The organism is Sphingomonas sp. PSPC2-2 (genome assembly GCF_049897725.1).
Taxonomy (GTDB): Bacteria; Pseudomonadota; Alphaproteobacteria; order Sphingomonadales; family Sphingomonadaceae; genus Sphingomonas.
On sequence record NZ_JAFCWU010000002.1, the window covers coordinates 341,903 to 365,007 of the forward strand.

A 23,105-nucleotide genomic window follows, 5' to 3' on the forward strand; every position below is an offset into this window, starting at 1 on the left:
GCCCGGCAGAGCAGATCAGGCACGCAGGCGTTCGATCGCCTGTGCCAGCGCGACGTACAGCTTGCCCATGTCGGACGACAGGATCGTAACCCCAAGCGGGGAGCCATCGCGCTGCGACAGGATCGTGCGGAGCATCGCCTCGAAATCGTGAATGTAGCGATTGACCTGCTCCCGGAAGGCCGGATCCTCTTCGTGCAGGCGCGCAATCTCGCGCGCTTCGGCACTATCCAGCAGGCGTACTGCGCGGCGCGTGAACACCCCGCGATCGCCCTTGAGATAGGCTGACCAGGCGCTGTCCGACACGTCTGTGGAGAAGGTCTTGGCGATGTCGATCGAAGCGGAATTGAGCGATTCGATCAGCAAAGAAACACGGCGCGCCAGCGTTTCCTGATCGGCATTTTCACGCTCGGCGCGCGCATCCTGCAGGCGGCTTTCGACCGAAGCGGTTGAATCGGCGATGGCGAGCATTTGCTGCGTAAGCCGTTCGGATACACGCGCGGCGGCGTCGGCGGCGGCTTCGCCCGCTTCTCCGATGCTGGCGAGTTGACGTTCGACCGCGACGCGGGTCGCGCGTTCCATCGCGGCGGCGCTTTGCTGTTCCAAAGCGTGCGCCGCCTCGGGGATGACGGTTGCGAGCGTTTCGCGCGCACGGTCGGCCGCGGCGCTGGCGGTATCGCGAACGCGCAGCAGTGCCTCGACCAGCCGGGGGGCGGCGTCTTCGGCAAAGCGATGCGTGCGCCCGATCGTATCGTCGACCATTTCGCCCAGCGCATCGGCCTTGATCTTGCCGTCGGACAGCGTGTCGAGCAGCGTGCTCGCCAGTTCGTTGACGGTGTCGCGCTGGAGCGCGATGACATGGGCGATCGATTCGATCGCGTCGTGCGTGCTCTCCGCAGCCGTCACCAGCGACAGCAATTCGGGCTTGGCCTGGCCAACGATCTTGCGGCTGACGCCAAGGCGGTCGTCGAGGCGGGCCAGCGCTTCGGGCAGGGTCTCGTCGATCTCGCGGGCGGCGGAATCGAGCGCCATCAGCAAATGTTCGGTCGAGGCGATGGCATGTGTCGCCATTTCGTCGCCGGTCTTGAGCGCTTCGGTCATCGCATCGGCCGATCCGCCGAGCGCGCTGATCGATGCTGCCAGCGACTGGGTCCGTTGAATACCCCGGTCATGGAGCGTCTCGAAGGTTTCGGAAACGCGGACGAGTCCCTGGTCGATCTCTTCGACGATGGTGTCGCTGGCCGCACGTTGATCGGCGAGGCGGGCGGCGACGCGATCGATCAGGGTTTCGATCTCGGCGATGCGCGCGGCCAGGCCTTCGGCACTGTCGTGTGCGGCGCGCTCCAGCGCGGCCTGGTTGGTGCCAAGCATCGCCAGCATGGCTTCGCCCTGTGCAGCGATCCCCTTGCGAGCTTCGTCGACGGCGTCGGCAGTGCGACCGAGCAGCCCGTCCACCGCATGCGACATGTCGCCGGTGACCTGTTCCAGCCGCGCGCCGGCGGTCTCGCTGGTCACTTCCATCCGCGTGATATGCGCCGCGAGCTTCTGGGCAGCCCCGTTTGCCACGGCATCGGCCTCCCGCCCGCGCTCCGCCAGCGCGGTGAGTTGGGCGTCGAGCGCGGCGGCATGTTCGCTCGCGGTAACGCCCGTCTCCTTGAGCAACTGCGCCAGCCCGTCGGTCTCGTTATGCGCGCGCGGCAACAGCGCCAGCAGCACTTCGAGCCGCGTATGCGCCTGGTCAGCCGCCGTAGCCAAGGTTGCCGCATGGGCGTCGGCGGTCGTGATTTGCGCGGTCAGGCCCGACCCGATCGAGGCCATCCGCGCAACCGCTCCGTCGCCCAACGCCATCAGGGCACTGGTTTGCTCGGCCAGGTTCGCGCGGTTGCTCTCGATGCTGTGCGCCAGGGCCGCGACGGTGCGTTCGAGGCTGGCGGCCTCGGCGCGCATCGCCTGTGCCGTCTGTCCGAAGCGACGCGCCTCGGCGGTGCTGGTGCGAAGCGCCAGTACCAGTAAAATCGCGATCAATGCCGGCGGCACGCACAGCCCGGCCACGAAATTGACCAGCGCAGGCGGCGTCAGCGTGGCCAAGCTGTCCCGCGACAACCACAGCATCGCGCCGATCCACCCCAGCGATGCGAGCATCCCCAAAATCGGGAGCCACGGCACCGACCGCGACGGTAGCTCATCGTCAATCGCTTCGGTCAGTTCGATGGGATCCTCCGGCATGGGCGCAAACTCCGCCATTGCCACAGCTTCTTCCGCGTCGGCTTCGGCGGGTGGCGCGGCGCTGTGCGGCCGCAGGTCTATGATGCGAGAACCCCCGTTCATCATGCTTGTTTATCACGAAAGTCGCCAGTTCAAAGCGAATAGCGAAACCTTGTCTTAACGCTTCCCCCGCTAGACGGGCGCAATGGCCTATGATCCCGGTGCAATCGATGCGACCTTGGCGGCAGCGGTGGGCGATGAGCCCGCCCTGATCGCGGAACTGCGCGGCGCATTTCTGGAGAGCGTCGAGCGCGGATTGGGCGTGCTGGACGCGGCACAGGGTGACGAGGCGTGGCGGGCTGCGGCATGGCGGATGCGCGGCCTCGCGGCGAGTTTCGGGGCAATCCGGCTGATGGCGATCGCGACCGAGGCGGCAGAGGCGACTGCGCATGACCCCGCGCTGATGCGGCGCTTGCGCCGCGCAGTGGAGCGGCTGTGATCGTTTTGCGGGCTTTGCCTTAATCGAGTCGAGCCCCTAACAGCTAGGCGATGCTGGCTGGATTGATTTTTGCGACCGAAGATGCCGATGATCGCGCGGGTGTACTCGCGGCGACCCTGCCTTTTGGCGGGTTGACGCTGATCGAGTTCCAGGCGCGCTTATTGGTGGCGGCGGGCGCGACCCACATCATTCTTGTCGTCGCGCGGATGACGCCGGAATTGCTGGGCGCGATCAGCCGCATCGGGCGGCGCGGCGTATCGGTCGATGCAGTGCGCAGTGCGCGCGAAGTGCTGGAAAAACTCCATCCGCTCGCGCGCGTGCTTGTCGTCGCGGACGGCGTGGTGACCACGGGCGACGTCGTCCAGGCGATTGCCGCCGCGCCGCAGGATACGCTGCTGGTCACCGACCAGATGGATCCGCATTATGAACGTGTCGGGGCCAATGTGGCGTGGGCGGGCCTCGCCTTGCTGGATTGCAAGCGCATTGCCGAAGTCGCCGCCTTGCCGCGGGATTACGATTTTCAGTCGACCTTGCTGCGGGTTGCGGCGCAGGCGGCGGCGGATCAGGTCCGGCTCGATCCGCATATGGCCCCCGGGCACAGTATCGAGCGCAGTACGCAGGCTCTGGCCGCGCGTGGCAATGGAACAGTCGCGGCGCTGGTCAGCAAACCGGCGCGTTGGGCCGAACGCTTTTTGCTGTCGCCGCTCGTTCGCCTGATATTGCCACCGCTGATGACGCGCGGCGTCGGATCGATCGCGTTGCTGGCGGGGGGCGTGGCCGTTGCGCTTGGCGGTTGGTTGACGATTTTTCTTGGGCACGCTGCGGCCGGGATGGCAGTGACGTACCTTGCCATTGCCATCGCCGCGATCGCAGCGGCGCTGGCCTGGGTCCGCGACGAGGGCGCGGTGGCGCGCCTCGCGACGCATGCCACCCCGGCAATTGTCGCGGTGGCCGCCCTGCTGGTCGGCTATGGCGCAGATCGACCGGCCGGTCTGATCCTCGCATTTGCCTTCATTATCATTGCGGCTCTGCTCGAACGGATCGCCGGATCGGCACCGGTCCGGCGTTTATGGGCCAGCCCCGTCGCCTATCCGCTGGTTATGCTGCCGCTGTTGGCGGTGGGGCAGCCGCTGTTCGCGCTAGGCGCTGCCGCACTATACGCTGTCGTGACGCTGGCGGTCGCCATTGAGGGCTTTCTCGAAAAGCCTTAGTCTCGCTTTAACGACAACCCCTTATTGCCGAGATCATGTCGAATGAATGTGGCGACAAGGATGACGCGGCCGATCGGGCCGTCACGGCACTGCTCACACGGGCAGCGACGGCGGATTCGCACGCCGACGATCGGCTGCGCGTGGCCATTGCAGACTTTTTCCTGGCAGATGCCGCGCGACTGGACGATCGCACGCGAATCGCGATGGCGGCGACGCTCGGCGATCTGGTCCAGGCGGTAGAAGGCGCGTTGCGCCACCACGCCGCTCGTTTGCTGCTGGCGCGCGAGGCAGCGCCCCTGTCCGCCGCCATTGAAGCGGAGGAACCGTCGATTTTTCAGCGCCTGGCGCAAGCCGGCGTTTTGCGCGATCCCGAACTGATGCGAGAGCTGCTTGGCCGCGTCCAACAGGATCTTCTGACCGATGCATTGTCAGGTGAATCGCCCGACGATCCCGACCGTCCGAGCCTGTTGCCACGTCTTGCCGGTGCGGCAGATCGCGTTATCTCGGCCAGTGCCGTCGCCTTGATGACGGCGGAAAGCCGTCGCCGGGTTGCGCCCACCCCCGGCCAGCCTGCCGTTACCGATCTTCCCGCCGAGCTGCATCACCGAGTCATCTGGTGGGTCGCGGCGGCGATCCGCGAGAGCATGGGGCCGCTGGAAAGCGAATCGCAAGCGCTGCTTGATCGCGCATTGGTCGATGCCGCGCTTCGCAGCATCGCCGCGCATGATGAGGGCGATCGGCTGGAAGCCACAGCGCTGCGCCTGGCCAGCGCGCTCGATCCACAGGCGAGCGAATTGGCGATCCTCCTGGTCGAGGCGCTGGCCGATCGGCGTCTCTCGCTGTTCATCGCGTTGCTCGCGCGCGCGCTGGGGCTTGATTATAGCGACGCGCGCGAGATCGTTCTCGATCGCGACGGCAGCCGGTTCTGGCTGGTGTTACGGGCGCTGGAACTGGATCGTGCGGCGATCGCGCGGATCGGGCTTGCGCTTTGCGAGGCGGACCCGGCTCGAAACCTCGATCGTTTCGCCGACGGGATTGACGACATTCTGGCGATTTCCCCCGCGACGGCCCGCCACGCCCTTGCCCCATTGTTGCTGCATCGCGATTATCGTGCGGCCCTGGTGGCACTGGGGCGGAGGACGCACCAATGAACGTGAGTGAGCCAATGTTGCCGCCGGTGCGCGGCATGGTCGATCGGGACGGGCGTCTGGTCGAGGCGGATCAGCGCCTTCATGACCTCAACGCGCGCGCCGGTGGCGACATCGGGCAGCCGCTGGCGGTGCCCCAAATCGCCGCGCTCGCGCGGTTGGCGCAGCGGCTTGGTATTCTGGTATCGCGCGGCGTGGTTGCGGCGGATGGGCCGGATGATCTGGAATTGTGGGTCCGGGCCGAGCCCGAATCCGCTGCGACGTCGGGCAATGTCCGTTTGCACATCACCGGCTGGCGCAGTCGCGCGGCATGGCAACCGGCGGCGGCGGCCGAGGAGCGCGCCACCGACTTTCTGCGAAGCGAGGGCGATTGGCTGTGGGAAACCGACAGCGCGTTGCGGCTGACCTTCCTGTCGCTGTCGGCCGGGGCACGTTATGGCTTCGATGCCGGAGCAATGCTGGGCCAGCCGCTCACCCGCTTGTTCGTACTGGGGGAGGGGGATGGCGGGGTCTTCCCGATTCTCGGCGGGTTGGCGTTGCAGCAACGCTTCGACGATCAAGTGGCGACGATTCGCGCGACCGGGCATCGCGTTCGTCTTGCCGCCACGCCACGGACCGACGCCCATGGGGCCTTTTCCGGCTTTGTCGGTGCAGCGTATGCGCTGGACGACAGCGTTCCGCCGACGGTGATCCCGCCCGCTGCGCCCGCAGCTGCGGATGCCGTCACCACCGCTTTTGCGATGCGGCTGGATCAAGCGCTGCGCGCGCCGCTCGATCGCATCATCGCCAATGCCGACAGCATTCATGCCCAGTCGGAAGGGCCTTTGCGGCAGGATTACGCCGATTATGCCGCCGACATTGCCAGCGCCGGGCGGCACTTGATGGGCTTGGTCGACGATCTGGTGGATCTCCAGGCGATCGAGCGGCCCGATTTCGTGGTGGCCAAGGAAGCCATCGACCTGGCCGACGTGGCACGCCGCGCCGCAGGATTGCTGCAGGTCCGCGCATCCGAAGCGAAGGTGCGGATCGACCGCCCGTCGCTGGGCGAGACACTGGCCGCGACCGGAGAATTCCGTCGCGCCCTCCAAGTGTTGGTCAATCTGATCGGCAACGCCGTTCGCTATTCGCCGACCGACGGGATGGTCTGGGTGCGCGCGGAGCGCGAAGGCACAGTTGCAGCGGTGATCGTCGCGGATCAGGGGAAGGGCATCGCGCTAGCGGATCAGGCCCGCATTTTTGAAAAGTTCGAACGCGTCGATCCGCGCGAGGTCGGTGGCAGCGGGCTCGGGCTTTACATAGCGCGCCGTTTGGCGCGCGCGATGGGCGGCGACGTGACGGTGGATTCGGCCCCAGGGCAAGGTGCACGGTTTGTATTCACCCTGCCGGGCCGCTGATAAACCCGCGGACTTTGGCGACACTCGCATTATTGGCCTAGTGAAAGGTCGCACAAAAATGCGCCTGTCGAGTCCGATTGTCTAATTTCGTAGTCTATAAAGCGATGAGGGGCCGAACGGTGCCAATACATCGGGACAATTCTACATGATTGACAAGGATGTTCAAACCCGCCTGGATTTCATGGCGATTGACAAACAGCAGCGGGCCGTATTGGCGGAGCTACAACCGGTAGTTCGAACTTTGCTTGGTCCGGCACTGGACCGTTTCTATCACACTGCCCGAAGGACCCCGGAAACCGCGGCTTTTTTTCGCGACGACCAGCATATGGCTCATGCCAAGCGGGCACAGGAAAGCCACTGGACGCGTATCGCGACGGGCACGTTCGATCAGGATTTTCACGCCAGCGTCCGCCGCATCGGCGCGGTCCATGCCCGCATCGGCCTTGAGCCGCGCTGGTATATCGGTGCCTACGGGCTCGTCCTGGAAAATCTGATCGCAGGTATCGCGCGCCATTTGTCGCCGTGGCGGCGCCTGTTGTCGCTCTTCCGCGGTCCGAGCGCAGCCGATGCCAGCAGCGCGATCGTCAAGGCCGCCTTACTCGACATGGAATTGTCGGTTTCGATCTACTTCGAAGAAGCGCAAGCAGAGCGCAACAGAGCAATCGAAAGCCTGTCGCAGGCTTTGGCCGCGCTTGCCGACGGCGATCTGAGCAACGACATTGCAAACATGCCGTCGGCCTTTGCCGCGATCGAGACGAGCTTCAACCAGGCGCTTACGTCCTTGCGTGGGTTGATCGGTAGCGTGGTGGCGAGCAGCGCTGGCATTCGTACCGGCTCTTCGGAAATCGCCCACGCGTCGGAAGACCTTGCGCGGCGGACCGAGGGCACTGCCGCCAGTCTTGAGCAGACGTCGGCATCGCTTGTGCAGATCGACTTGCGGCTCAGGGCTACCGCCGCCGCGACGGCCGAGACGGTCAACCGTGCGCAGCAGGCGACCGACACTGTCGCCAACGGTCGCGCGACCGCAGACCAGGCGGTCCAAGCCATGATCCGTGTCGGTGAAAGCGCCAAGGGCATCGATTCCGTAATCGAAGGCCTCGACAAGATTGCGTTTCAAACGCGCGTTCTGGCCATGAACGCGGCGGTCGAAGCGGGGCGCGCCGGAGATTCCGGGCGGGGCTTCGCGGTCGTTGCCGATCTGGTTTCGGCCCTTGCGATGCGCGCCGAGGAAGAGGCGAAGCGCGCCCGCGATCAGTTGACCGTGACTCAGGCCGATATCGGAACCGCAGTCCATGCCGTGAAAAATGTCGATACGTCGCTGACCAACATCTCGGGCGATGTGGAGAAGGTGCACCATCTGCTCGGCTCGATGGCGGACGATGCCGCCGCACAGTCGTCGGCGCTCAGCGAAATCTCAAGCGCGATCAGCTCGATGGATCGCACAACGCAGCAGAACGCCGCGATGGTCGAGGAAACGTCGGCAGCGGCGCGCAACCTGACCGCCGAGGTGGGATCGCTTGCGCAGCAGACCGAGCGGTTCAAGACGGGAAATACCGGGGAGACGGCACGCCCCGCCGCTCGTCGCCCATCTCGTGCGAACGGCCGCGCCGTTAATGCCGCAGGCAGTACTTCGGTTCAATAAACGCCGAATATGCCTGCGTGCGACCAACGCTCAGCGCCGCGACCACCACAGCAGCGCAACGCCCGCCAGCGCGATAAGCGCGCCGTACACCGCCCATTCGCGCTGAGCGAGCATGAAGCTCGACGCGGGCCACAGGATGATGCCAAGGCCCTGGCCCGCAAACAGCAGCCCGAAGGCCAGCAGGACGACGCCCGCCACCAGGGCGAGCGCCTTCACCGCTTTCACGAGCGGGCGTCGAGCGGCACGTAATCGCGCTGCGTCGGGCCCGTGTAGAGCTGACGCGGACGGCCGATCTTCTGCTCCGGATCGGCGATCATCTCGTTCCACTGCGCGACCCAGCCGACGGTGCGCGCGAGCGCGAACAGCGCGGTGAACATCGTCGTCGGGAAACCGATCGCCGAGAGGATGACGCCCGAATAGAAATCGACGTTCGGGAACAGCTTCTTTTCGATGAAATACGGGTCGCTCAGCGCCATTTCCTCGAGCTTCAGCGCGACGTCGAACACGGGGTCCGACACCTTCATCGCGGCGAACACTTCCCGCACGGTCTGCTGCATCACGGTCGCGCGCGGATCGTAATTCTTGTACACGCGATGGCCGAAGCCCATCAGGCGGAACGGATCGTTCTTGTCCTTGGCGCGCGCGATGTACTCGGGGATGCGGTCGACCGTGCCGATTTCGCGCAGCATGTTGAGCGCGGCTTCATTGGCACCGCCATGCGCCGGGCCCCACAGGCAGGCGATGCCCGCCGCGATGCACGCGAAGGGATTGGCACCCGACGAACCCGCGAGGCGGACGGTCGAGGTCGACGCGTTCTGCTCATGGTCGGCGTGGAGGATGAAGATACGGTCCATCGCCTTTTCGATCACCGGATCGACGACATATTCCTCTGCGGGCACGCCGAAGGTCATGCGCAGGAAGTTGCCGGTGTAGCTGAGGTCGTTCTTGGGGCTCATGAACGGCTGGCCGATCGAATATTTATACGCCATCGCCGCGATCGTCGGCATCTTGGCGATCAACCGGTGGCTCGCGATCATGCGCTGCTGCGGATCGGTGATGTCGGCCGAATCCTGATAGAAGGCCGAAAGCGCGCCGACGACACCGCACATGATCGCCATCGGATGCGCGTCCCGCCGGAAACCGCGATAGAAGGTCGCGAGCTGCTCGTGCAGCATCGTGTGGCGGCTGATCGTGTAGGTGAACTTGTCGAGTTCGTCCTTGGTCGGCAGCTCGCCGTTCAGGAGGAGGTGGCACACCTCCATGAAGCTCGACTGTTCGGCCAACTGCCCGATCGGGTAACCGCGGTGGAGCAGTACGCCCTCATCGCCATCGATATAGGTGATCGCCGAATCGCAGCTTGCGGTCGAGGTGAAGCCCGGATCGTAGGTAAACATACCAGTCTGGGCATAGAGTTTTCGAATATCGATCACGTCCGGACCCACGCTACCGTGCAGGACCTTCAAATCGAGATCCTTGTCCGCGGCGTTCAGCTTGACAGTGTCAGTCATCGGTCGTCCTTTCGTGACGTCTATGCGGCCATCTGGTCGGCGATACGCCCCAGGCTCTCGTCGCGCCCGAGCAAGTCGAGCACGTCGAAGATCCCAGGCGAGGTCTTGCGTCCGGTCAATGCGGCGCGCAGCGGTTGCGCGACTTGACCGAGCTTGACCCCTGCATCGTCGGCGACCTGCCGAACCGCAGCTTCGAGCGCCTCCGTATCCCAGTCTTCGACCGCGTCAAGCGCCGCGTGCAGCTGGGCGAGCAATGCGGGGGCAGAACCCGACAGCAGCGCTGTCGCATCGTGATCCATCTCAAGGGGGCGAGTGCGAAAAAGAAAGCCAGCACCGCTGGCCAATTCATTGAGATTGGCCGCGCGCGGTTTCAGCGATGCCATGCTGCGACGCAGAAGATCGAGCTGTTCCGAGTTCGGCGTGACCTCGAGTCGTGGCGCAACCAGCTCAGCCAGGCGCGCATCGTCGGCCTGGCGAATATACTGGCCGTTCAAATTCTCGAGTTTCTTCAAATCGAAACGTGCAGGTGATTTGCCGACGCCGTCCAGATCGAACCACGCGATCGCCTGGTCACGGCTGATGACTTCGTCATCGCCATGCCCCCAGCCGAGCCGCAGCAGATAATTTTCCAATGCTTCGGGCAAAATGCCAAGTTCGTCGCGATAGAATTCGACGCCGACCGCGCCGTGGCGCTTGGACATCTTGGCACCGTCCGACCCGTGGATCAGCGGAATGTGCGCATAGACCGGGTCGGGCCAGCCGCCCTCGATCGCATTCATCGCGCGCATGATGGGAAGCTGGCGGAAGGCGTTGTTGAGATGGTCGTCGCCACGGATGATGTGGGTGACGCCCATGTCGTGATCGTCGACCACCACTGCCAGCATATAGGTCGGCGTGCCGTCCGAACGCAGCAGGACGAAATCGTCGAGCTCGGCATTCTGCACGGTGACGCTGCCCTGGACGCGGTCCTCGATCGTGGTGGCACCCTCGCGCGGTGCTTTCAGCCGCACGACGAACGGCGCGCCCTCGGGGGCCTCGTCGGGCGAACGGTCGCGCCAGCGGCCGTCATAGCGCATCGGCTTGCCCGCCGCTTTTTGCGCCTCGCGCATTTCGGTCAGCTCGTCGGCGGTGGCGAAGCATTTGTACGCCTGGCCCGCCGCCAGCAATTGATAAGCGACCTCGGCATGGCGCGCCGCACGGGCGAACTGGAACACTTCCTCGCCGTCCCAATCGAGCCCGAGCCAGCGCATCGACGTCAAAATCGCGTCGATCGCGGGCTGGGTCGAACGCGCACGATCGGTATCTTCGATGCGCAGCAGGAACTTGCCGCCATGATGACGGGCATAGAGCCAGTTGAACAAGGCGGTACGCGCCCCGCCAATGTGCAGGAAGCCGGTCGGCGACGGCGCGAACCGGGTGACGACCGTGGCGTCGTTGGGGGTGGTGGTGGCGCCGACGGCAGGGGCCGTGGCAGGATCAGATATTGCGCTCAATCGCGCATGCTCCCAGACTTGAGGATGGATGGCCGGATCAGCCTTCAGCGCCCCTAGCACGCACCTTCCCGCGCTTCAAATCGGCGTGCTTCGGGGGTTTGCTGCCGTCAATGCCCGACTCGAGCGGTGGCTTGAGGCGGAGCGCGACCAACTGGCGCTGTGGGTGCCGGTGGCGCTGGGGGCGGGGATCGCCTTGTGGTTCGTGCTGCCCGATCCGGTGGCGTGGCGTGCGGTGGGGTGTCTTGCGGTGGCGGTGGCGCTTGGCGGCGTGGCGTTCGCGCGGCATGGGCGGGCGGCGCGGGTGGTTGCGGTCGGCGGTTTTTGCGTCCTGCTTGGGCTGGCACTGATCTGGGGCCGCGCCGAGCGAGTCGCGGCGGGCGTGCTGGCGCGCCCGACGATCGCAACCTTCTCCGCGCGGGTCGAGCGGGTGGAGCCGCTGGTGGCGCGGGGGCTCGTGCGTGTGCGGCTCGCGCCGATCCGGGTGCTGGCGGTGCCCGAACGGCGCGGGCCGCCCCAGCCGCTGCCAACGCTCCCCGCGCATCTGCGCGTCAATTTGACCGACGCCGATGTTCCAGTCGGGCTGGCGCCGGGAGCCACGCTGTTGTTGTCGGCGCGGCTGATGCCGCCCCCCGAACCCGCCGTGCCCGGAGCCTATGATTATGCCCGCACCGCCTGGTTCGACGGAATCGGCGCGACTGGGCGTGGCTTCGCGCCGATCCGCGTCATCGCGGGTGGCGGCACGGCGGCGGAAGCGGGGCTGCGCGTGCGATTGTCGCAGCATATTCAGGCGCAAGCAGGCGGGGGCGGGGCAGGGGGCATTGCCGCCGCGCTGGCTACCGGCGACCAGGGCAGCATCCCGATGGCCGACAATGAGGCGATGCGCCGTTCGGGTCTTGCGCATTTGCTCTCGGTCAGCGGCTTGCACATCACGGCGGCGGTCGGCGCGGTGATGGTGCTGGTGATGCGCCTGCTCGCGCTCAGCCCGTGGCTGGCCTTGCGCTGGCGCTTGCCGCTGATTGCAGCGGGAGCGGGGGCGCTCGCGGCGATCGGCTATACGCTGCTGACCGGGGCCGAAGTGCCGACGATCCGGTCCTGCGTCGCGGCCTTATTCGTGCTGATCGCGCTGGCGCTGGGGCGCGAGGCGCTGACGCTGCGGCTGGTTGCAGCGGGCGCGGTGGTGGTGTTGCTGCTCTATCCCGAGGCGCTGGCGGGGCCGAGCTTCCAGCTGTCCTTCGCCGCGGTCGCCTCGATCATCGCGCTCAACGAGCACCCCGCGGTCCGCGGCTGGTTCGGCCCGCGCGAGCAATCTCGGCTGGCAAAGCTGGCGCGCGAGCTCGCTTCGTTGTTGCTGACGGGCCTTGTCGTGGAACTGGCGCTGCTGCCGATCTCGCTGTTCCACTTTCAGAAAGCCGGGGTGTACGGCGCGGTCGCCAATATCGTGGCGATTCCGCTCACCACCTTCGTGACGATGCCGCTGGAGGCGCTGGCATTGCTCTTTGATTGCATCGGCGCGGGGGCACCGTTCTGGTGGGCGACGGCGCGCTCGCTCGATCTACTGCTGTGGATCGCGCACACCACCGCCGCCATTCCCGGATCGGTCGCGCCGCTGCCCGCCATGCCCGGTGCTGCTTACGCCCTGATGGTGGTGGGTGGCCTGTGGCTGGCGTTATGGCGCACGCGCTGGCGGCGGTTGGGGCTGCTGCCGCTCGCGGTCGGCGCGGTATGGGCGCTGCTGACGCCCGCGCCAGACGTGCTGGTGACGGGCGACGGCCGCCACGTCGCGATCCGCACAGCACGCGGCGATCTGGCGCTGCTGCGCGACCGTACCGGCGATTACACCGCCGACATGCTGGCGGAGAATGGCGGGATTGAGGACCTACCGGTGCTGATGTCCGAACAGCCCGAAGCGCGCTGCAGCCGCGACCTGTGCCTGATGACGCGCCGCGCCGGCGGCCGCGACTGGCGCATCCTCGCGACGCGCAGCGCCTATCTCGTCCCCGCGCCCGATCTGATGGCGGCGTGCGCAGAGGCCGACATCGTCATCAGCGAACGCCGCCTGCCGCGCCGCTGCGCACCGCGCTGGCTACGGCTCGACCGGGCGACGCTGGCCCGCAGCGGGGGAGTGGCGATCGCGCTTGGCACGGCGTCGGTTCGCACGGTGCGCCATGCGGGCGACCGGCATCCGTGGGTGACGATGCCGGTATTGCCGGGGGTACGGCACGGACGCTTTGGTGGGAGTGGGAGAAGGGATCAAGCGATGGCCGGGCGTCGATGACGGGCTTCTCGGTTGCGCGAAGGCGGAGCGCCCGTCGGACGGCAGCATATCTGAAACACCGACCGGTATAGAATTGGCCCGACATCATCCTCCCCGCCCGGCGCGGCCAAATTTTGGTGGGAAGCGGTCGTTCAAACTGCGGCTCACTATGAACTTAACTATGGCGTTCTGCGATGATCCACCCAGAGATAACGGTCGGGATTATCAGCAAAAAGGGCCAGTCGTCCGCACCGTCTACATCGGCGGCTCGCAGCGCCCACTGCCCCACAAAAACCCCGCCAACCCCGATAAAGACGAGTCCACAAATTAATAAGAGGCCCGTCAGATTACAGGGCATGTAGCTCCATAGAACCTTTTTAAACCAAATCTCGCGCTTCAAGTCGTGTTTCCCACCGGACTTGCCCATAGTAGAATGCTTGAAGATGGCTATCTACGCAATTGGCGGAAAGCAGATGGCTTTTTAACGTGCCTGCCCCCTTTCTCTCCTTAGACAAGATTGCTTCTGCGGCGTCTCACTGCGACGGATTGAAGAAGAAATAGTGTTCGATCAGCTTCCCGTCTTTCTCACGGGCAACATCGACACCGGTCACCGTGATTTCACCGGGCGGGCCACCCTTCCACCGCGCCGTTGCGACGCCGTGATGGCCGAGGCCAGGCCCATCGATTTCGAAGCGGAAACCGGGCGGCATATCGGCAAGAACACCTGCCACCACCTCGGATATGGCTTTATGGCCGCTGACTGCGCGGGCCGGCTCGAATATTGTTGCATACGCGTGGTAGATCTCGTCGATTGCAGCGAGCCGGACGACGTCGTCACGCTCGTTCCAGACGCGTTGGATGCTCGCGTGCAACAGATCGACTTCTGGCGCTTCCGACACAATTTCCTCCCGCGTTAATCCGGTTGGCTGTTCATAACATCCCTGGGACGAGACTGTTCAGCCTGTTCAAGCCCTTCCAAAGGAAGGAGAGCTATCGAGCCGCTGATCAGGATCTTGAGCGGTGACCATCGGGCGAAACCCGTCAGAGCTCCCCCTCAATCGTACCGCCGCAAAATCCCCGCCAGCTTGCCCTGCACGCGCACTTGCGCCGGTGCATAACGCTGCGGGTCATACGCCCGGTTGGCGGGGTCGAGCCGGATCATCGCGCCTTCGCGGCGGAAGAATTTGAGGGTGGCTTCGCTTTCCTCGATCAGCGCCACGACGATTTCGCCGTCGCGCGCAACCTCCTGGCGCTTGATCAGTGCATAATCGCCGTCGAGGATCCCGGCCTCGACCATCGAATCCCCGGCGACTTCCAGCGCATAATGCTCGCCATTGCCGAGCAGGGCGGCGGGGACGGCAAGCATCGAGGCGCCTTCGAACGCTTCGATCGGCACACCGGCGGCGATGCGGCCGTGCAGCGGGATCTCGATCACGTCATTGGCGGGCTCCGGCATCGCGCGGAGATTGGCGGCGGGCGCAGCAGTGGTTTTGGTCGGTGTGTTGGTGCCACGCTCGGGCATTTTCAGCACTTCGAGCGCGCGCGCTCGATTGGGCAGGCGGCGGATGAACTGACGTTCCTCGAGCGCGCTGATCAGGCGGTGGACGCCCGATTTGGATTTGAGGTCGAGCGCTTCCTTCATTTCCTCGAACGACGGCGACACCCCGGTCTCATCAAGCCGGTCGTTGATGAAGCAGATCAGCTCATGCTGCTTGCGCGTTAGCATCGCTCGGGCCCTTTCGTCGGAACAGACAACGAACCTATACGGAACGAAAAATCACGCGTCAAGCGCGCGCTTTACGGGAGCGCGAGGATTTCCACCGAGTCGCCGGGCTCGGCGGCTGGCGTATGCGGTGCACGGGCAATCAGGCAATCGGCCTCGGCGAGCGTCCGCAACAACGACGAGTCCTGGCGCTGCGCGACATACACCCGCCCGTCGCGCGTCTCCGCTCGCAGATAATCCTGCCGCACGCCGTTGGCGGGCAACGCCGAACCGAGGATCGCCGTGCGCAAAACCGGCATCGCATCGCGCGCGCCGCTCAGATGCGCGATCAGCGGGCGCAGGAACACCGTCGCGGTGACGAAGGCCGACACCGGGTTGCCGGGCAGGCCCAGCACCGTAGTCCCGCGCAAACGCCCTGCCAGCATGGGCTTGCCGGGCCGCAGCGCGATCCGCCAGAAATCGATCCTCCCGCCTGCCGCCTCCAGTGCGGGACGGATCAGGTCATGGTCGCCGACCGAGGCACCGCCGGTGGTGACGAGAATGTCGGCTTCCACCGCCGCAAAGGCGGCGGCGATGGCATCGAGCCGGTCGGGCAGGATGCCGAGCCGAAGGACGTCGACAGGCAAATCACCAAGCAACGTCGCCAGCATCACGCTGTTGGATTCGGGCAGCGCATCGGGTGGCCCGCTGGCACCCGGCGCAACCAGTTCGTCCCCGCTCGCCACGACCGCGACGCGCAGCCGCCGCGCGACCGTCAATTCGGCGTGTCCGGCGATCGCCGCCAGTGCGACGCGCGCTGCTGTCAGCCGCTCGCCCTTCGCGATGAGCACCTCACCGCTGGCGAAATCGAGCCCCCTGCGGCGGATATTGCCGCCGCGCACCGGGCCATCGCCGGACAGAGTAAGGCTGTCGCCCTCGCGCGCGGCCTCTTCCTGAACGAGCACGCTATCGGCCCCCGGCGGCACGGCGGCACCGGTAAAGATGCGCACCGCTTCGTGCGCGCCGCACGTCCCGGTAAAGGGGCGTCCGGCGGCGCTTTCGCCGATCACGCGCAGCGGCCCCGGCAAATCGTCGAACCGCACCGCAAAGCCGTCCATCGCCGAGAGATCGGCATAGGGCTGGGTCCGCAAGGCGTAGACCTCGCTTGCCAGCCAGCGTCCGGCGGCCGCGGCCAGTGGAAGCGTTTCGCTCGGTACTGCGGCACCAAGCGCGAACAGGCGCGCTTGCGCATCGGACACGGAGATCAGAGGAGAGGCCATCGTCATGCTTTCCGGTAAGGCTGGCGGGTATCAGCGGGTCGTCGCGGGTGGGGCAATCCGCTCGATCGTCAGCCGGGTGATCGTACCGCCAGTCGGCGTTGCCGCGACATCGAACCGTCCCCCCAATTGCCGCGCCAGGGTGCTGGCGATGGTCAGGCCGAGGCTGGTCGTGCGGGTCATGTCGAACCCATCGGGCAAACCGGCACCATCGTCGGTAACGCTGAGGTCGAGCGTGTCGTCGGTGCGCTGTACGACCACGTCGATCCGCCCGGTTTCGCGATCGGCAAAGCCATGTTCGAAGGCGTTCGCGACGGCCTCCGCCAGGATCAACGCCAGCGGGATCAGCGCATTGGGATCGAGCACGAGATCGGTTTGCGCGTCGACGCGACACGCGATTCCGGGCTTCCCGCCGGCCTCGGCGAGATCGGCGACCAATGTGGTGACCACGGCATGAAGGGCGACCTGTCCCCCGCTCACGTCATACAATTGCCGCTGGATTCGCCCGATCAGCTGGACGCGGTGGACGGCGTTGTCGAGGACTTGTTTGGCGGCCTCATCGGCGATCGCGCGACGCTGCACGCTGAGCAATGCGGCGACCATCATCAAATTATTGGACACGCGGTGCTGCAATTCGTGGAACAGCACATTGCTGCGTTCGACCAGATCCAGGCGCTGGGCCGCCAGTTCACGCGTGCGTTCGCGTTCTTCGCGCAGGCGGGCGTTGGCCTTTTGCATCATATCGACCAGCGCAATATCAACCGCGACGACGCCGATATAGAAGAGCAACGCGGTCGCGGTTGGCACCTCGATCTGAAAGCTGAACAGCGGCGGGATGAAGAAATACCAGGCGATAAGCCCGCACAGAATCGCCGACAGCACGCCCGGCCCCCGACCCCACAGGAACGCCGAGATGATGACCGCCGGAAAGAAGGTGAGAAACGGAAAGCCCGGCGGGAAATACGGGTTCAGCGCGCTACGTAAAAGTCCCGCCAGAACGGCCGACACCGTAGCGAGGGCGTAAGCCGCGATGGGGCGGTCCATCAGGAGCGGCAATCGTTCCAGCAGGTTCGGTCGTATGTGATTCATTCGGCCAGGTACCAGTTCCCTCGGGGCTGCGCAGTGCTCTCGATCAAGATTCGGATGATCCTCCTCGGTCAGCTTGTCCTTCCTTACGCGAAGGCGCGCGCTTGCCGCAAACGGGCCCATTGGTCGCACACGCACAGGGTAGTTGCACGGAAACCACAGTCGCGGGTCAATCCCGGCCTTCGGTCCAAACTGTCACAATCGCGACATAATCTCGGCCTAGCCGCGCCTCAGCAACCAGACTTTACCAAGTCGAAGCCCGCTCAGAGCGCATCGCGCAGACACCCGCAAAGGGGGCTGCGCGCGTGTTGTCATGTCCGCAGTACGCTAAACTCACAAATGGGGAACATCGTGTCCAAATCACTCGTCGCCAAGTCCGCACTCCTGTTCGGCACCGCGTTTGTCGCGCTTGCCGGTGCCAGCGCTGCCAGCGCGCAGGATGCTCCTGCCGCAGCCGCAGCGGTGCAGACGCCCGCCGCCGACGATAATCTCGGGGACATCGTCGTCACCGCGCAACGTCGCAGCGAGAACCTGCAGAAGGTGCCGGTTTCGGTCGGCGTGCTGCAGGGTGCCGATCTGCGCAACTTCACGGCGGGTGGCGGCGATACGCTGCTCGAACTCGCCAACCGCGTCCCCGGCCTCTATGCCGAGACGACCACCGGCAAGATCTTCCCGCGCTTCTACATTCGCGGCCTCGGCAATATCGATTTCTACCTCGGCGCGTCGCAGCCCGTGTCGATCATCCAGGACGACGTCGTGCTCGAGCATGTCGTGCTGAAGTCGAACCCGGTGTTCGACGTGAACCAGATCGAAGTGCTGCGCGGGCCGCAGGGCACGCTGTTCGGCCGTAACACCACGGCCGGCATCATCAAGTTCGACACCAACAAGCCGACCAACGATTATGAAGGCCGTGCGACGGCGTCCTATGGCAGCTACAACACGGTGTCGGTCGACGCCGGCGTCGGCGGGCCGATCGTCAAGGACGTGCTCTCGTTCCGCGTGTCGGGCCTGTATCAGCGTCGCGATAACTGGATCGACAACAGCTATACCGGCCCGAGCGACGACGGCACCGTCGGCGGCAAGAACAAGCTCGGCGGGTTCGAGGAAAAGGATGTCCGCCTCCAGTTGATGCTGACCCCGCCCGAAACCGGCTTCACCGGCATCGTTTCGGCGCATGCGCGCAATTACTCGGGCACGTCGACGATCTTCCATCGCGGCGCGATCAAGCTCGGCACCAACGATGTCAGCGCCGAACCGCGCGACAGCATCGCGCTCGATGAGGGCCATAACAACCCACAAGCGTACCGGACCTATGGCGGCTCGTTCAACGCGAAGAACGATTTCGGCGCGGTCACGCTGACCTCGATCACCGCGTATGAATCGACGTCGGGCTATAGCCGCGGCGACACCGATGGCGGTGCTGCGGTCAATTTCGCGGGCGGCAAATTCTACGGCGAGAGCCAGGGCCGCGTGCGCGATCTCGACCAGCTGAGCCAGGAACTGCGTCTGGCCAGCAACGGCACCGGTCGCTTCAAGTGGCAGATCGGCGGCATCTACTTCGAATCGCGCGATACGACCGAATTTGACCAGCGCGGTTTCTTCCTGCTCGACAATTCGTTCGGCACCACGCCCAACCCGAACAATTTCGTCGTGCTGCGCAACGTCAACACGTCCTATGCCGGTTTTGGCCAGGCGAGCTACGAGCTGCTCCCCAAGCTGACGCTGACCGGTGGCGTGCGCGTGACCTATGACGAAAAGACCACGCGCCTCGTCACGCCGCCGCGCAACGCAGCGGGCGTATCGACCTTCCCGGCTGCGGCCGCGAGCTATGTGCGCCTGGCCGATACCCAGCCGAGCTGGGAAGGCAGCCTCAACTATGCAGTCGAGCCGAATGTGAACGTGTTCGCGCGCGTTTCGCACGGTTTCCGCGGGCCGACGATCCAGGGCCGCAACGCCGTGTTCAGCTCGGCCTTCGTGACGGCCACGTCGGAGACGATCACGTCGTATGAAGCCGGCATCAAGTCGAACCTGTTCGGCAACACGCTGCGCTTCAACGCGACGGGCTTCTACTACAAGGTCCACAACATCCAGCTGAACGGCAACGACGCCAACAATAACGGCCTGTTGTTCAACGCCAACCAGGCGCAGGCCTGGGGCGGCGAAGCGGAGCTGACCTGGCGTCCGGTGCCCGAGTTCACGCTCGGCCTGGGGGGCAGCGTGCTGCACACCGAGATCAACGACACGCGCGTTTATGCGCCGGTCTGCAAGCTCAACGGCGTCGTCACCTGCACCGTGCTCAACCCGACGATCAATGTCGGCGCGGCAACGCTCGCGCAGATCAACGGCAACGTCCTGCCCGACGCGCCGAAATATCAGCTCGATGCCAATGCACGGTATGACTATCCGCTGGGCAATGGCGGCAAGCTGTTCCTCGCGGGCGACGTGACGCTGCAGGGCTATACCAGCTTCGTGCCGTACAAGACGATCGAGTACACCTCGGACGGCACTTTCGAAGCGGGTCTGAAGGCCGGTTACGCCGCCCCTGAGAACAAGTACGAACTGGCCGTGTTCGTGCGTAACCTGACCAATGAGAAGAACCTCAAGGGCGTGCTCGACAACTACAACGCCGCCGTGTTCAACGACCCGCGCATCATCGGCGTGTCGCTGAGCGGCAAGTTCTGATCGCCTAATCGCGGATCGACCTGCGGTGCAGGTCGATCCGCGATCCATTTTTCTTCCCCGGCGGAGGCCGGGGCCCAGTAGAAGTGGCAGTGGTCATTGAGCGCAGCGCTCTATTGCCGCGAGCTGCGCAACTGGGCCCCGGCCTGCGCCGGGGAAGCGCTATTTTTGGGGAAGAATGCGCGCCTCAGCGCGCCCAATCGCCCGATTTGCCGCCGGTCTTGGTCAGCAATTGTACGCCGCCGATCGTCATGCCTTTGTCGATCGCCTTGGCCATATCGTAGATCGTCAGCAGCGTGACCGTGACGGCGGTCAGCGCTTCCATCTCGACCCCGGTCTTGCTCTCGGTCGCCGCCGTCGCGGTCGCGGTGACGCCACGGTCGTCCACCACCAGATCGATCGCCACGCGCGTCAGCGGTAGCGGATGACAGAGCGGGATCAATTCGCTGGTGCGCTTGGCCGCCATGATCCCCGCGACCCGCGCCACCGCCAGCACATCGCCTTTCAGCGCAGTCCCGTCGCGGATTGCGCGCGCGGCTTCGAGGATCATGTCGATCCGCCCCGTCGCCACGGCTTCACGTCGGGTCGGCGTTTTGCCGCCGACATCGACCATATGCGCCGCACCGGCGGCATCGAGATGGGTGAGCTCGCTCATCCGACCAGCGCGCGTGTTGCCGCTTCGACGTCGCTCTGGCGCATCAGCGATTCGCCGATCAGGAAGCAGCGAATGTCATGTTCGGCCATCGCATCGAGATCTGCGCGCGTGGTAAGCCCGCTTTCGGCGACGAAGGTGCAGCCCTTGGGCGCCTTGGACACGAGTTCATAGGTGCGCGCGAAATCCACCGTGAAATCGCGCAAATTGCGGTTGTTGACGCCGATCAGCCGCGACTTGAGCTTCAGCGCGCGCTCCATTTCGCTGTGCGAATGCACTTCGACCAGCACGTCCATGCCGCATTCGAGCGCACTCGCCTCGATCTCGGCGAGCAGTCCGTCGTCGAGCGCCGACATGATCAGCAGGATCGCATCAGCGCCAAGGCCACGCGATTCGGGCACTTGCCACGGATCGACCATGAAATCCTTGCGCAGCACCGGCAGTGTACAGGCATTGCGCGCGGCGGTCAGATAGCTGTCCGCCCCCTGGAACCACGCTTCGTCGGTCAGCACCGACAGGCACGCCGCACCGCCCGCCTGATACGCGGCGGCATGGGCGGGCGGATCGAAATCGGCACGGATCAGGCCCTTGGACGGGCTGGCCTTCTTGATCTCGGCGACCAGCGCATAGCCGGTCTCGGCGCGCGCATCGAGCGCGGCGCGAAAGCCGCGCGGCGCGGTTTGAGCGGCAATGCGGGCGTCGAGTTCGGCGATCGCCGTCGTCGCTTTGCGCGCGGCTACCTCGGCGCGTTTGGTTTCGAGAATGCGGGTGAGAACGTCGGTCATGAATAGGCAATCCATCGATCGAGCAAGCCGTTCGCCGCGCCGCTGTCGATCGCGTCGCGCGCGATCTCCACGCCTTCGGAAAGGCTCTGGCTGGTGCCCGCCACGATCAGCGCGGCGGCCGCATTGAGGAGAACAGCGTCGCGGTACGGGCCCGCTTCGCCCTGAAGCAAGCGGCGGAGCGCGGCGGCGTTATACGCTGCGTCGCCACCGCGGATCGCGGTGACCGGGTGGCGCGGCAATCCGGCGTCTTCGGGCACGATGATGCCGGGCAAGTCCACCTGTCCAACGCTGACCGCGACGCTCCGCCCGGCACTCGACAACTCGTCCAGCCCTTCCTCGCCCGATACGACCAATGCCGCTTCGGTGCCGAGCTGTTCGAGCGCTGCGGCATAGGTCGCTGCGTAATCGGGGCGGGCGATGCCGATCAGCTGGCGTGTCACCCCGGCGGGGTTGGCGAGCGGACCCATCAGGTTGAAGATCGTGCGGCGGCCCAGCCGCTGGCGGATTGGCGTGATGCGTTTCATCGCCGGATGATGATTGGCGGCGAACAGGAAGGCGATGCCGATATCGCGCAGGCTCGCCTCCGCGCACAGCCCGGCGCGGTGCATGTCGAGGCCCAGCACCTCCAGCGTATCCGCCGCGCCCGCCTTGGACGAGGCCGCGCGATTGCCATGCTTGGCAACCGGCACGCCGGTGCTGGCGACGACGATCGAGACGGCGGTCGAGACGTTAAGTGTATGATGCCCGTCGCCGCCGGTGCCGCAGACGTCGACGGTGCCCGGCGGTGCATCGATCGGCAGCAGGCGTGCGCGCATCGCGCGCGCTGCCTCGGCAATTTCGATGCTCGTTTCGCCGCGTTCGGTCAGCCCGATCAGGAAGGCCTCGATTTCGCTTTCCGACGTTCGCGCGTCGAGCAGGTCGGCAAACGCCTGCGCGGCGGTTTCGCGGCTGAGCGGCGATGCCGTATCGGGGAGGAGGGCGAGGGTGGTCATCCGACAATCCCCGCATCCGCCAGAAAATTGGCGAGCATCGCATGGCCATGTTCGGTGGCGATGCTCTCGGGGTGGAACTGCACGCCATGGATGGGCAGCGTCGCATGGCGCACGCCCATCACCGAGCCGTCATCCGCGCGCGCGTTGACCAGCAGCGTCTCCGGCAAATCCTCGACGATCAGCGAATGATAGCGCGTCGCGGTAAAGGGCGAGGGGAGCCCCTTGAACACGCCCGTTCCGTCATGCGTCACCGGCGAGGTCTTGCCGTGCATCAACCCGCCGCGCACCACGCGTCCGCCAAAATGCTGGCCGATCGCCTGATGACCCAGACACACCCCTAGTAGCGGTCGCCCGGCGACGGCGCAGGCCGCGACCAGGTCGAGCGAGATGCCGGCTTCGGTCGGCGTCTTCGGGCCGGGGGAGATCAGGAATCCTTGCGCATTGCTGGCCAGCGCTTCGGCGGCGGTCAGCGCATCGTTGCGCACGACCTTTACCTCCGCGCCCAACTCCATCAGATAGTGGACCAGGTTCCAGGTGAAGCTGTCGTAATTGTCGATAACGAGGATCATGGCGCGCCGCTA

Annotated in this window: 19 protein-coding genes; 7 read left to right on the forward strand and 12 right to left on the reverse strand. The window is 65.4% G+C overall.

The window, feature by feature from the left end; all coding sequences use genetic code 11:
• Positions 1 to 15 precede the first annotated feature (15 nt).
• Complete coding sequence (locus ACP7BY_RS05835) at positions 16 to 2,325, reverse strand: hypothetical protein (protein ID WP_033967375.1); 2,310 nt, start codon at positions 2,323 to 2,325, stop codon at positions 16 to 18.
• Positions 2,326 to 2,407: 82 nt separating this feature from the next.
• Between ACP7BY_RS05835 and ACP7BY_RS05840 the strand changes: the two genes are divergently transcribed.
• The 5 genes from ACP7BY_RS05840 (at position 2,408) to ACP7BY_RS05860 (ending at position 8,096) form a co-directional block, all read left to right on the forward strand.
• Positions 2,408 to 2,701, forward strand: a complete 294-nt coding sequence (locus ACP7BY_RS05840) for a hypothetical protein (RefSeq protein WP_033967368.1) — start codon at positions 2,408 to 2,410, stop codon at positions 2,699 to 2,701.
• A 50-nt stretch (positions 2,702 to 2,751) separates the two neighbouring features.
• Entirely contained in the window at positions 2,752 to 3,912 is a 1,161-nt protein-coding gene (locus ACP7BY_RS05845) for a hypothetical protein (protein WP_137902630.1), read from the forward strand.
• A 35-nt stretch (positions 3,913 to 3,947) separates the two neighbouring features.
• A complete protein-coding gene (locus tag ACP7BY_RS05850; protein WP_033967369.1) occupies positions 3,948 to 5,063 on the forward strand; it encodes a DUF2336 domain-containing protein in 1,116 nt (371 codons plus the stop codon).
• Positions 5,060 to 6,454 carry a sensor histidine kinase gene (locus ACP7BY_RS05855; RefSeq protein ID WP_137902629.1) on the forward strand — a complete coding sequence of 465 codons (1,395 nt, stop codon included), beginning with the start codon at positions 5,060 to 5,062 and terminating at the stop codon, positions 6,452 to 6,454. Before ACP7BY_RS05850 ends, ACP7BY_RS05855 begins: the two co-directional genes overlap by 4 nt.
• 145 nt (positions 6,455 to 6,599) lie before the next feature.
• A complete protein-coding gene (locus ACP7BY_RS05860) occupies positions 6,600 to 8,096 on the forward strand; it encodes a globin-coupled sensor protein (protein ID WP_137902628.1) in 1,497 nt (498 codons plus the stop codon).
• 30 nt (positions 8,097 to 8,126) lie between these two features.
• Here the strand turns inward: ACP7BY_RS05860 and ACP7BY_RS05865 are convergent, their stop codons facing one another.
• From ACP7BY_RS05865 to gltX, 3 genes are read right to left on the reverse strand one after another with little or no spacing between them, the layout of a single operon-like run.
• Complete coding sequence (locus ACP7BY_RS05865; protein WP_033967377.1) at positions 8,127 to 8,312, reverse strand: hypothetical protein; 186 nt, start codon at positions 8,310 to 8,312, stop codon at positions 8,127 to 8,129.
• 5 nt (positions 8,313 to 8,317) lie between these two features.
• Positions 8,318 to 9,604 (reverse strand): citrate synthase, encoded by a 1,287-nt coding sequence (locus ACP7BY_RS05870; RefSeq protein WP_033967370.1) that lies wholly within the window; start codon positions 9,602 to 9,604, stop codon positions 8,318 to 8,320.
• A gap of 20 nt (positions 9,605 to 9,624) precedes the next feature.
• Positions 9,625 to 11,097, reverse strand: coding sequence for a glutamate--tRNA ligase (gltX, locus tag ACP7BY_RS05875; RefSeq protein WP_052192564.1), 1,473 nt, complete (start codon positions 11,095 to 11,097; stop codon positions 9,625 to 9,627).
• A gap of 28 nt (positions 11,098 to 11,125) precedes the next feature.
• On the opposite strand from gltX, the gene ACP7BY_RS05880 reads away from it, so the two are divergent.
• A complete protein-coding gene (locus ACP7BY_RS05880) occupies positions 11,126 to 13,372 on the forward strand; it encodes a ComEC/Rec2 family competence protein (protein ID WP_249340823.1) in 2,247 nt (748 codons plus the stop codon).
• A gap of 512 nt (positions 13,373 to 13,884) precedes the next feature.
• Here the strand turns inward: ACP7BY_RS05880 and ACP7BY_RS05885 are convergent.
• The 4 genes from ACP7BY_RS05885 to ACP7BY_RS05900 form a co-directional block, all read right to left on the reverse strand.
• Entirely contained in the window at positions 13,885 to 14,250 is a 366-nt protein-coding gene (locus ACP7BY_RS05885; protein ID WP_052192521.1) for a nuclear transport factor 2 family protein, read from the reverse strand.
• 155 nt (positions 14,251 to 14,405) lie between these two features.
• Positions 14,406 to 15,077: a transcriptional repressor LexA gene (gene lexA / locus ACP7BY_RS05890; protein WP_033966959.1), complete on the reverse strand. Its 672-nt coding sequence runs from the start codon at positions 15,075 to 15,077 to the stop codon at positions 14,406 to 14,408.
• A 71-nt stretch (positions 15,078 to 15,148) separates the two neighbouring features.
• Positions 15,149 to 16,333, reverse strand: coding sequence for a molybdopterin molybdotransferase MoeA (locus ACP7BY_RS05895; RefSeq protein WP_171010489.1), 1,185 nt, complete (start codon positions 16,331 to 16,333; stop codon positions 15,149 to 15,151).
• A gap of 30 nt (positions 16,334 to 16,363) precedes the next feature.
• Entirely contained in the window at positions 16,364 to 17,374 is a 1,011-nt protein-coding gene (locus ACP7BY_RS05900) for a sensor histidine kinase (RefSeq protein WP_231565332.1), read from the reverse strand.
• A 381-nt stretch (positions 17,375 to 17,755) separates the two neighbouring features.
• On the opposite strand from ACP7BY_RS05900, the gene ACP7BY_RS05905 reads away from it, so the two are divergent.
• A complete protein-coding gene (locus tag ACP7BY_RS05905; RefSeq protein ID WP_081988839.1) occupies positions 17,756 to 20,098 on the forward strand; it encodes a TonB-dependent receptor in 2,343 nt (780 codons plus the stop codon).
• Between the two features lie 184 nt (positions 20,099 to 20,282).
• Here ACP7BY_RS05905 and moaC read toward each other — a convergent pair whose 3' ends face one another.
• Genes moaC through ACP7BY_RS05925 form a run of 4 tightly spaced genes read right to left on the reverse strand, consistent with a single transcriptional unit; the run spans position 20,283 to position 23,093 of the window.
• Positions 20,283 to 20,750: a cyclic pyranopterin monophosphate synthase MoaC gene (moaC, locus tag ACP7BY_RS05910; RefSeq protein WP_137902627.1), complete on the reverse strand. Its 468-nt coding sequence runs from the start codon at positions 20,748 to 20,750 to the stop codon at positions 20,283 to 20,285.
• Positions 20,747 to 21,532 (reverse strand): indole-3-glycerol phosphate synthase TrpC, encoded by a 786-nt coding sequence (gene trpC, locus ACP7BY_RS05915; RefSeq protein ID WP_126845288.1) that lies wholly within the window; start codon positions 21,530 to 21,532, stop codon positions 20,747 to 20,749. Before trpC ends, moaC begins: the two co-directional genes overlap by 4 nt.
• A complete protein-coding gene (trpD, locus tag ACP7BY_RS05920) occupies positions 21,529 to 22,524 on the reverse strand; it encodes an anthranilate phosphoribosyltransferase (RefSeq protein WP_033966963.1) in 996 nt (331 codons plus the stop codon). The genes trpC and trpD overlap by 4 nt, the downstream gene beginning before the upstream one ends.
• A complete protein-coding gene (locus ACP7BY_RS05925; RefSeq protein WP_033966964.1) occupies positions 22,521 to 23,093 on the reverse strand; it encodes an anthranilate synthase component II in 573 nt (190 codons plus the stop codon). The genes trpD and ACP7BY_RS05925 overlap by 4 nt, the downstream gene beginning before the upstream one ends.
• Positions 23,094 to 23,105 lie beyond the last annotated feature (12 nt).

Coding starts and splice junctions, on each gene's coding strand:
- ACP7BY_RS05835 (WP_033967375.1), bottom strand. CDS start 2,325: ATGAACGGGGGTTCTCGCATCATAGACCTGCGGCCGCACAGCGCCGCG.
- ACP7BY_RS05840 (WP_033967368.1), top strand. CDS start 2,408: ATGGCCTATGATCCCGGTGCAATCGATGCGACCTTGGCGGCAGCGGTG.
- ACP7BY_RS05845 (WP_137902630.1), top strand. CDS start 2,752: ATGCTGGCTGGATTGATTTTTGCGACCGAAGATGCCGATGATCGCGCG.
- ACP7BY_RS05850 (WP_033967369.1), top strand. CDS start 3,948: ATGTCGAATGAATGTGGCGACAAGGATGACGCGGCCGATCGGGCCGTC.
- ACP7BY_RS05855 (WP_137902629.1), top strand. CDS start 5,060: ATGAACGTGAGTGAGCCAATGTTGCCGCCGGTGCGCGGCATGGTCGAT.
- ACP7BY_RS05860 (WP_137902628.1), top strand. CDS start 6,600: ATGATTGACAAGGATGTTCAAACCCGCCTGGATTTCATGGCGATTGAC.
- ACP7BY_RS05870 (WP_033967370.1), bottom strand. CDS start 9,604: ATGACTGACACTGTCAAGCTGAACGCCGCGGACAAGGATCTCGATTTG.
- ACP7BY_RS05880 (WP_249340823.1), top strand. CDS start 11,126: ATGGCCGGATCAGCCTTCAGCGCCCCTAGCACGCACCTTCCCGCGCTT.
- lexA (WP_033966959.1), bottom strand. CDS start 15,077: ATGCTAACGCGCAAGCAGCATGAGCTGATCTGCTTCATCAACGACCGG.
- ACP7BY_RS05895 (WP_171010489.1), bottom strand. CDS start 16,333: ATGGCCTCTCCTCTGATCTCCGTGTCCGATGCGCAAGCGCGCCTGTTC.
- ACP7BY_RS05900 (WP_231565332.1), bottom strand. CDS start 17,374: ATGGACCGCCCCATCGCGGCTTACGCCCTCGCTACGGTGTCGGCCGTT.
- ACP7BY_RS05905 (WP_081988839.1), top strand. CDS start 17,756: ATGGGGAACATCGTGTCCAAATCACTCGTCGCCAAGTCCGCACTCCTG.
- moaC (WP_137902627.1), bottom strand. CDS start 20,750: ATGAGCGAGCTCACCCATCTCGATGCCGCCGGTGCGGCGCATATGGTC.
- trpC (WP_126845288.1), bottom strand. CDS start 21,532: ATGACCGACGTTCTCACCCGCATTCTCGAAACCAAACGCGCCGAGGTA.
- trpD (WP_033966963.1), bottom strand. CDS start 22,524: ATGACCACCCTCGCCCTCCTCCCCGATACGGCATCGCCGCTCAGCCGC.
- ACP7BY_RS05925 (WP_033966964.1), bottom strand. CDS start 23,093: ATGATCCTCGTTATCGACAATTACGACAGCTTCACCTGGAACCTGGTC.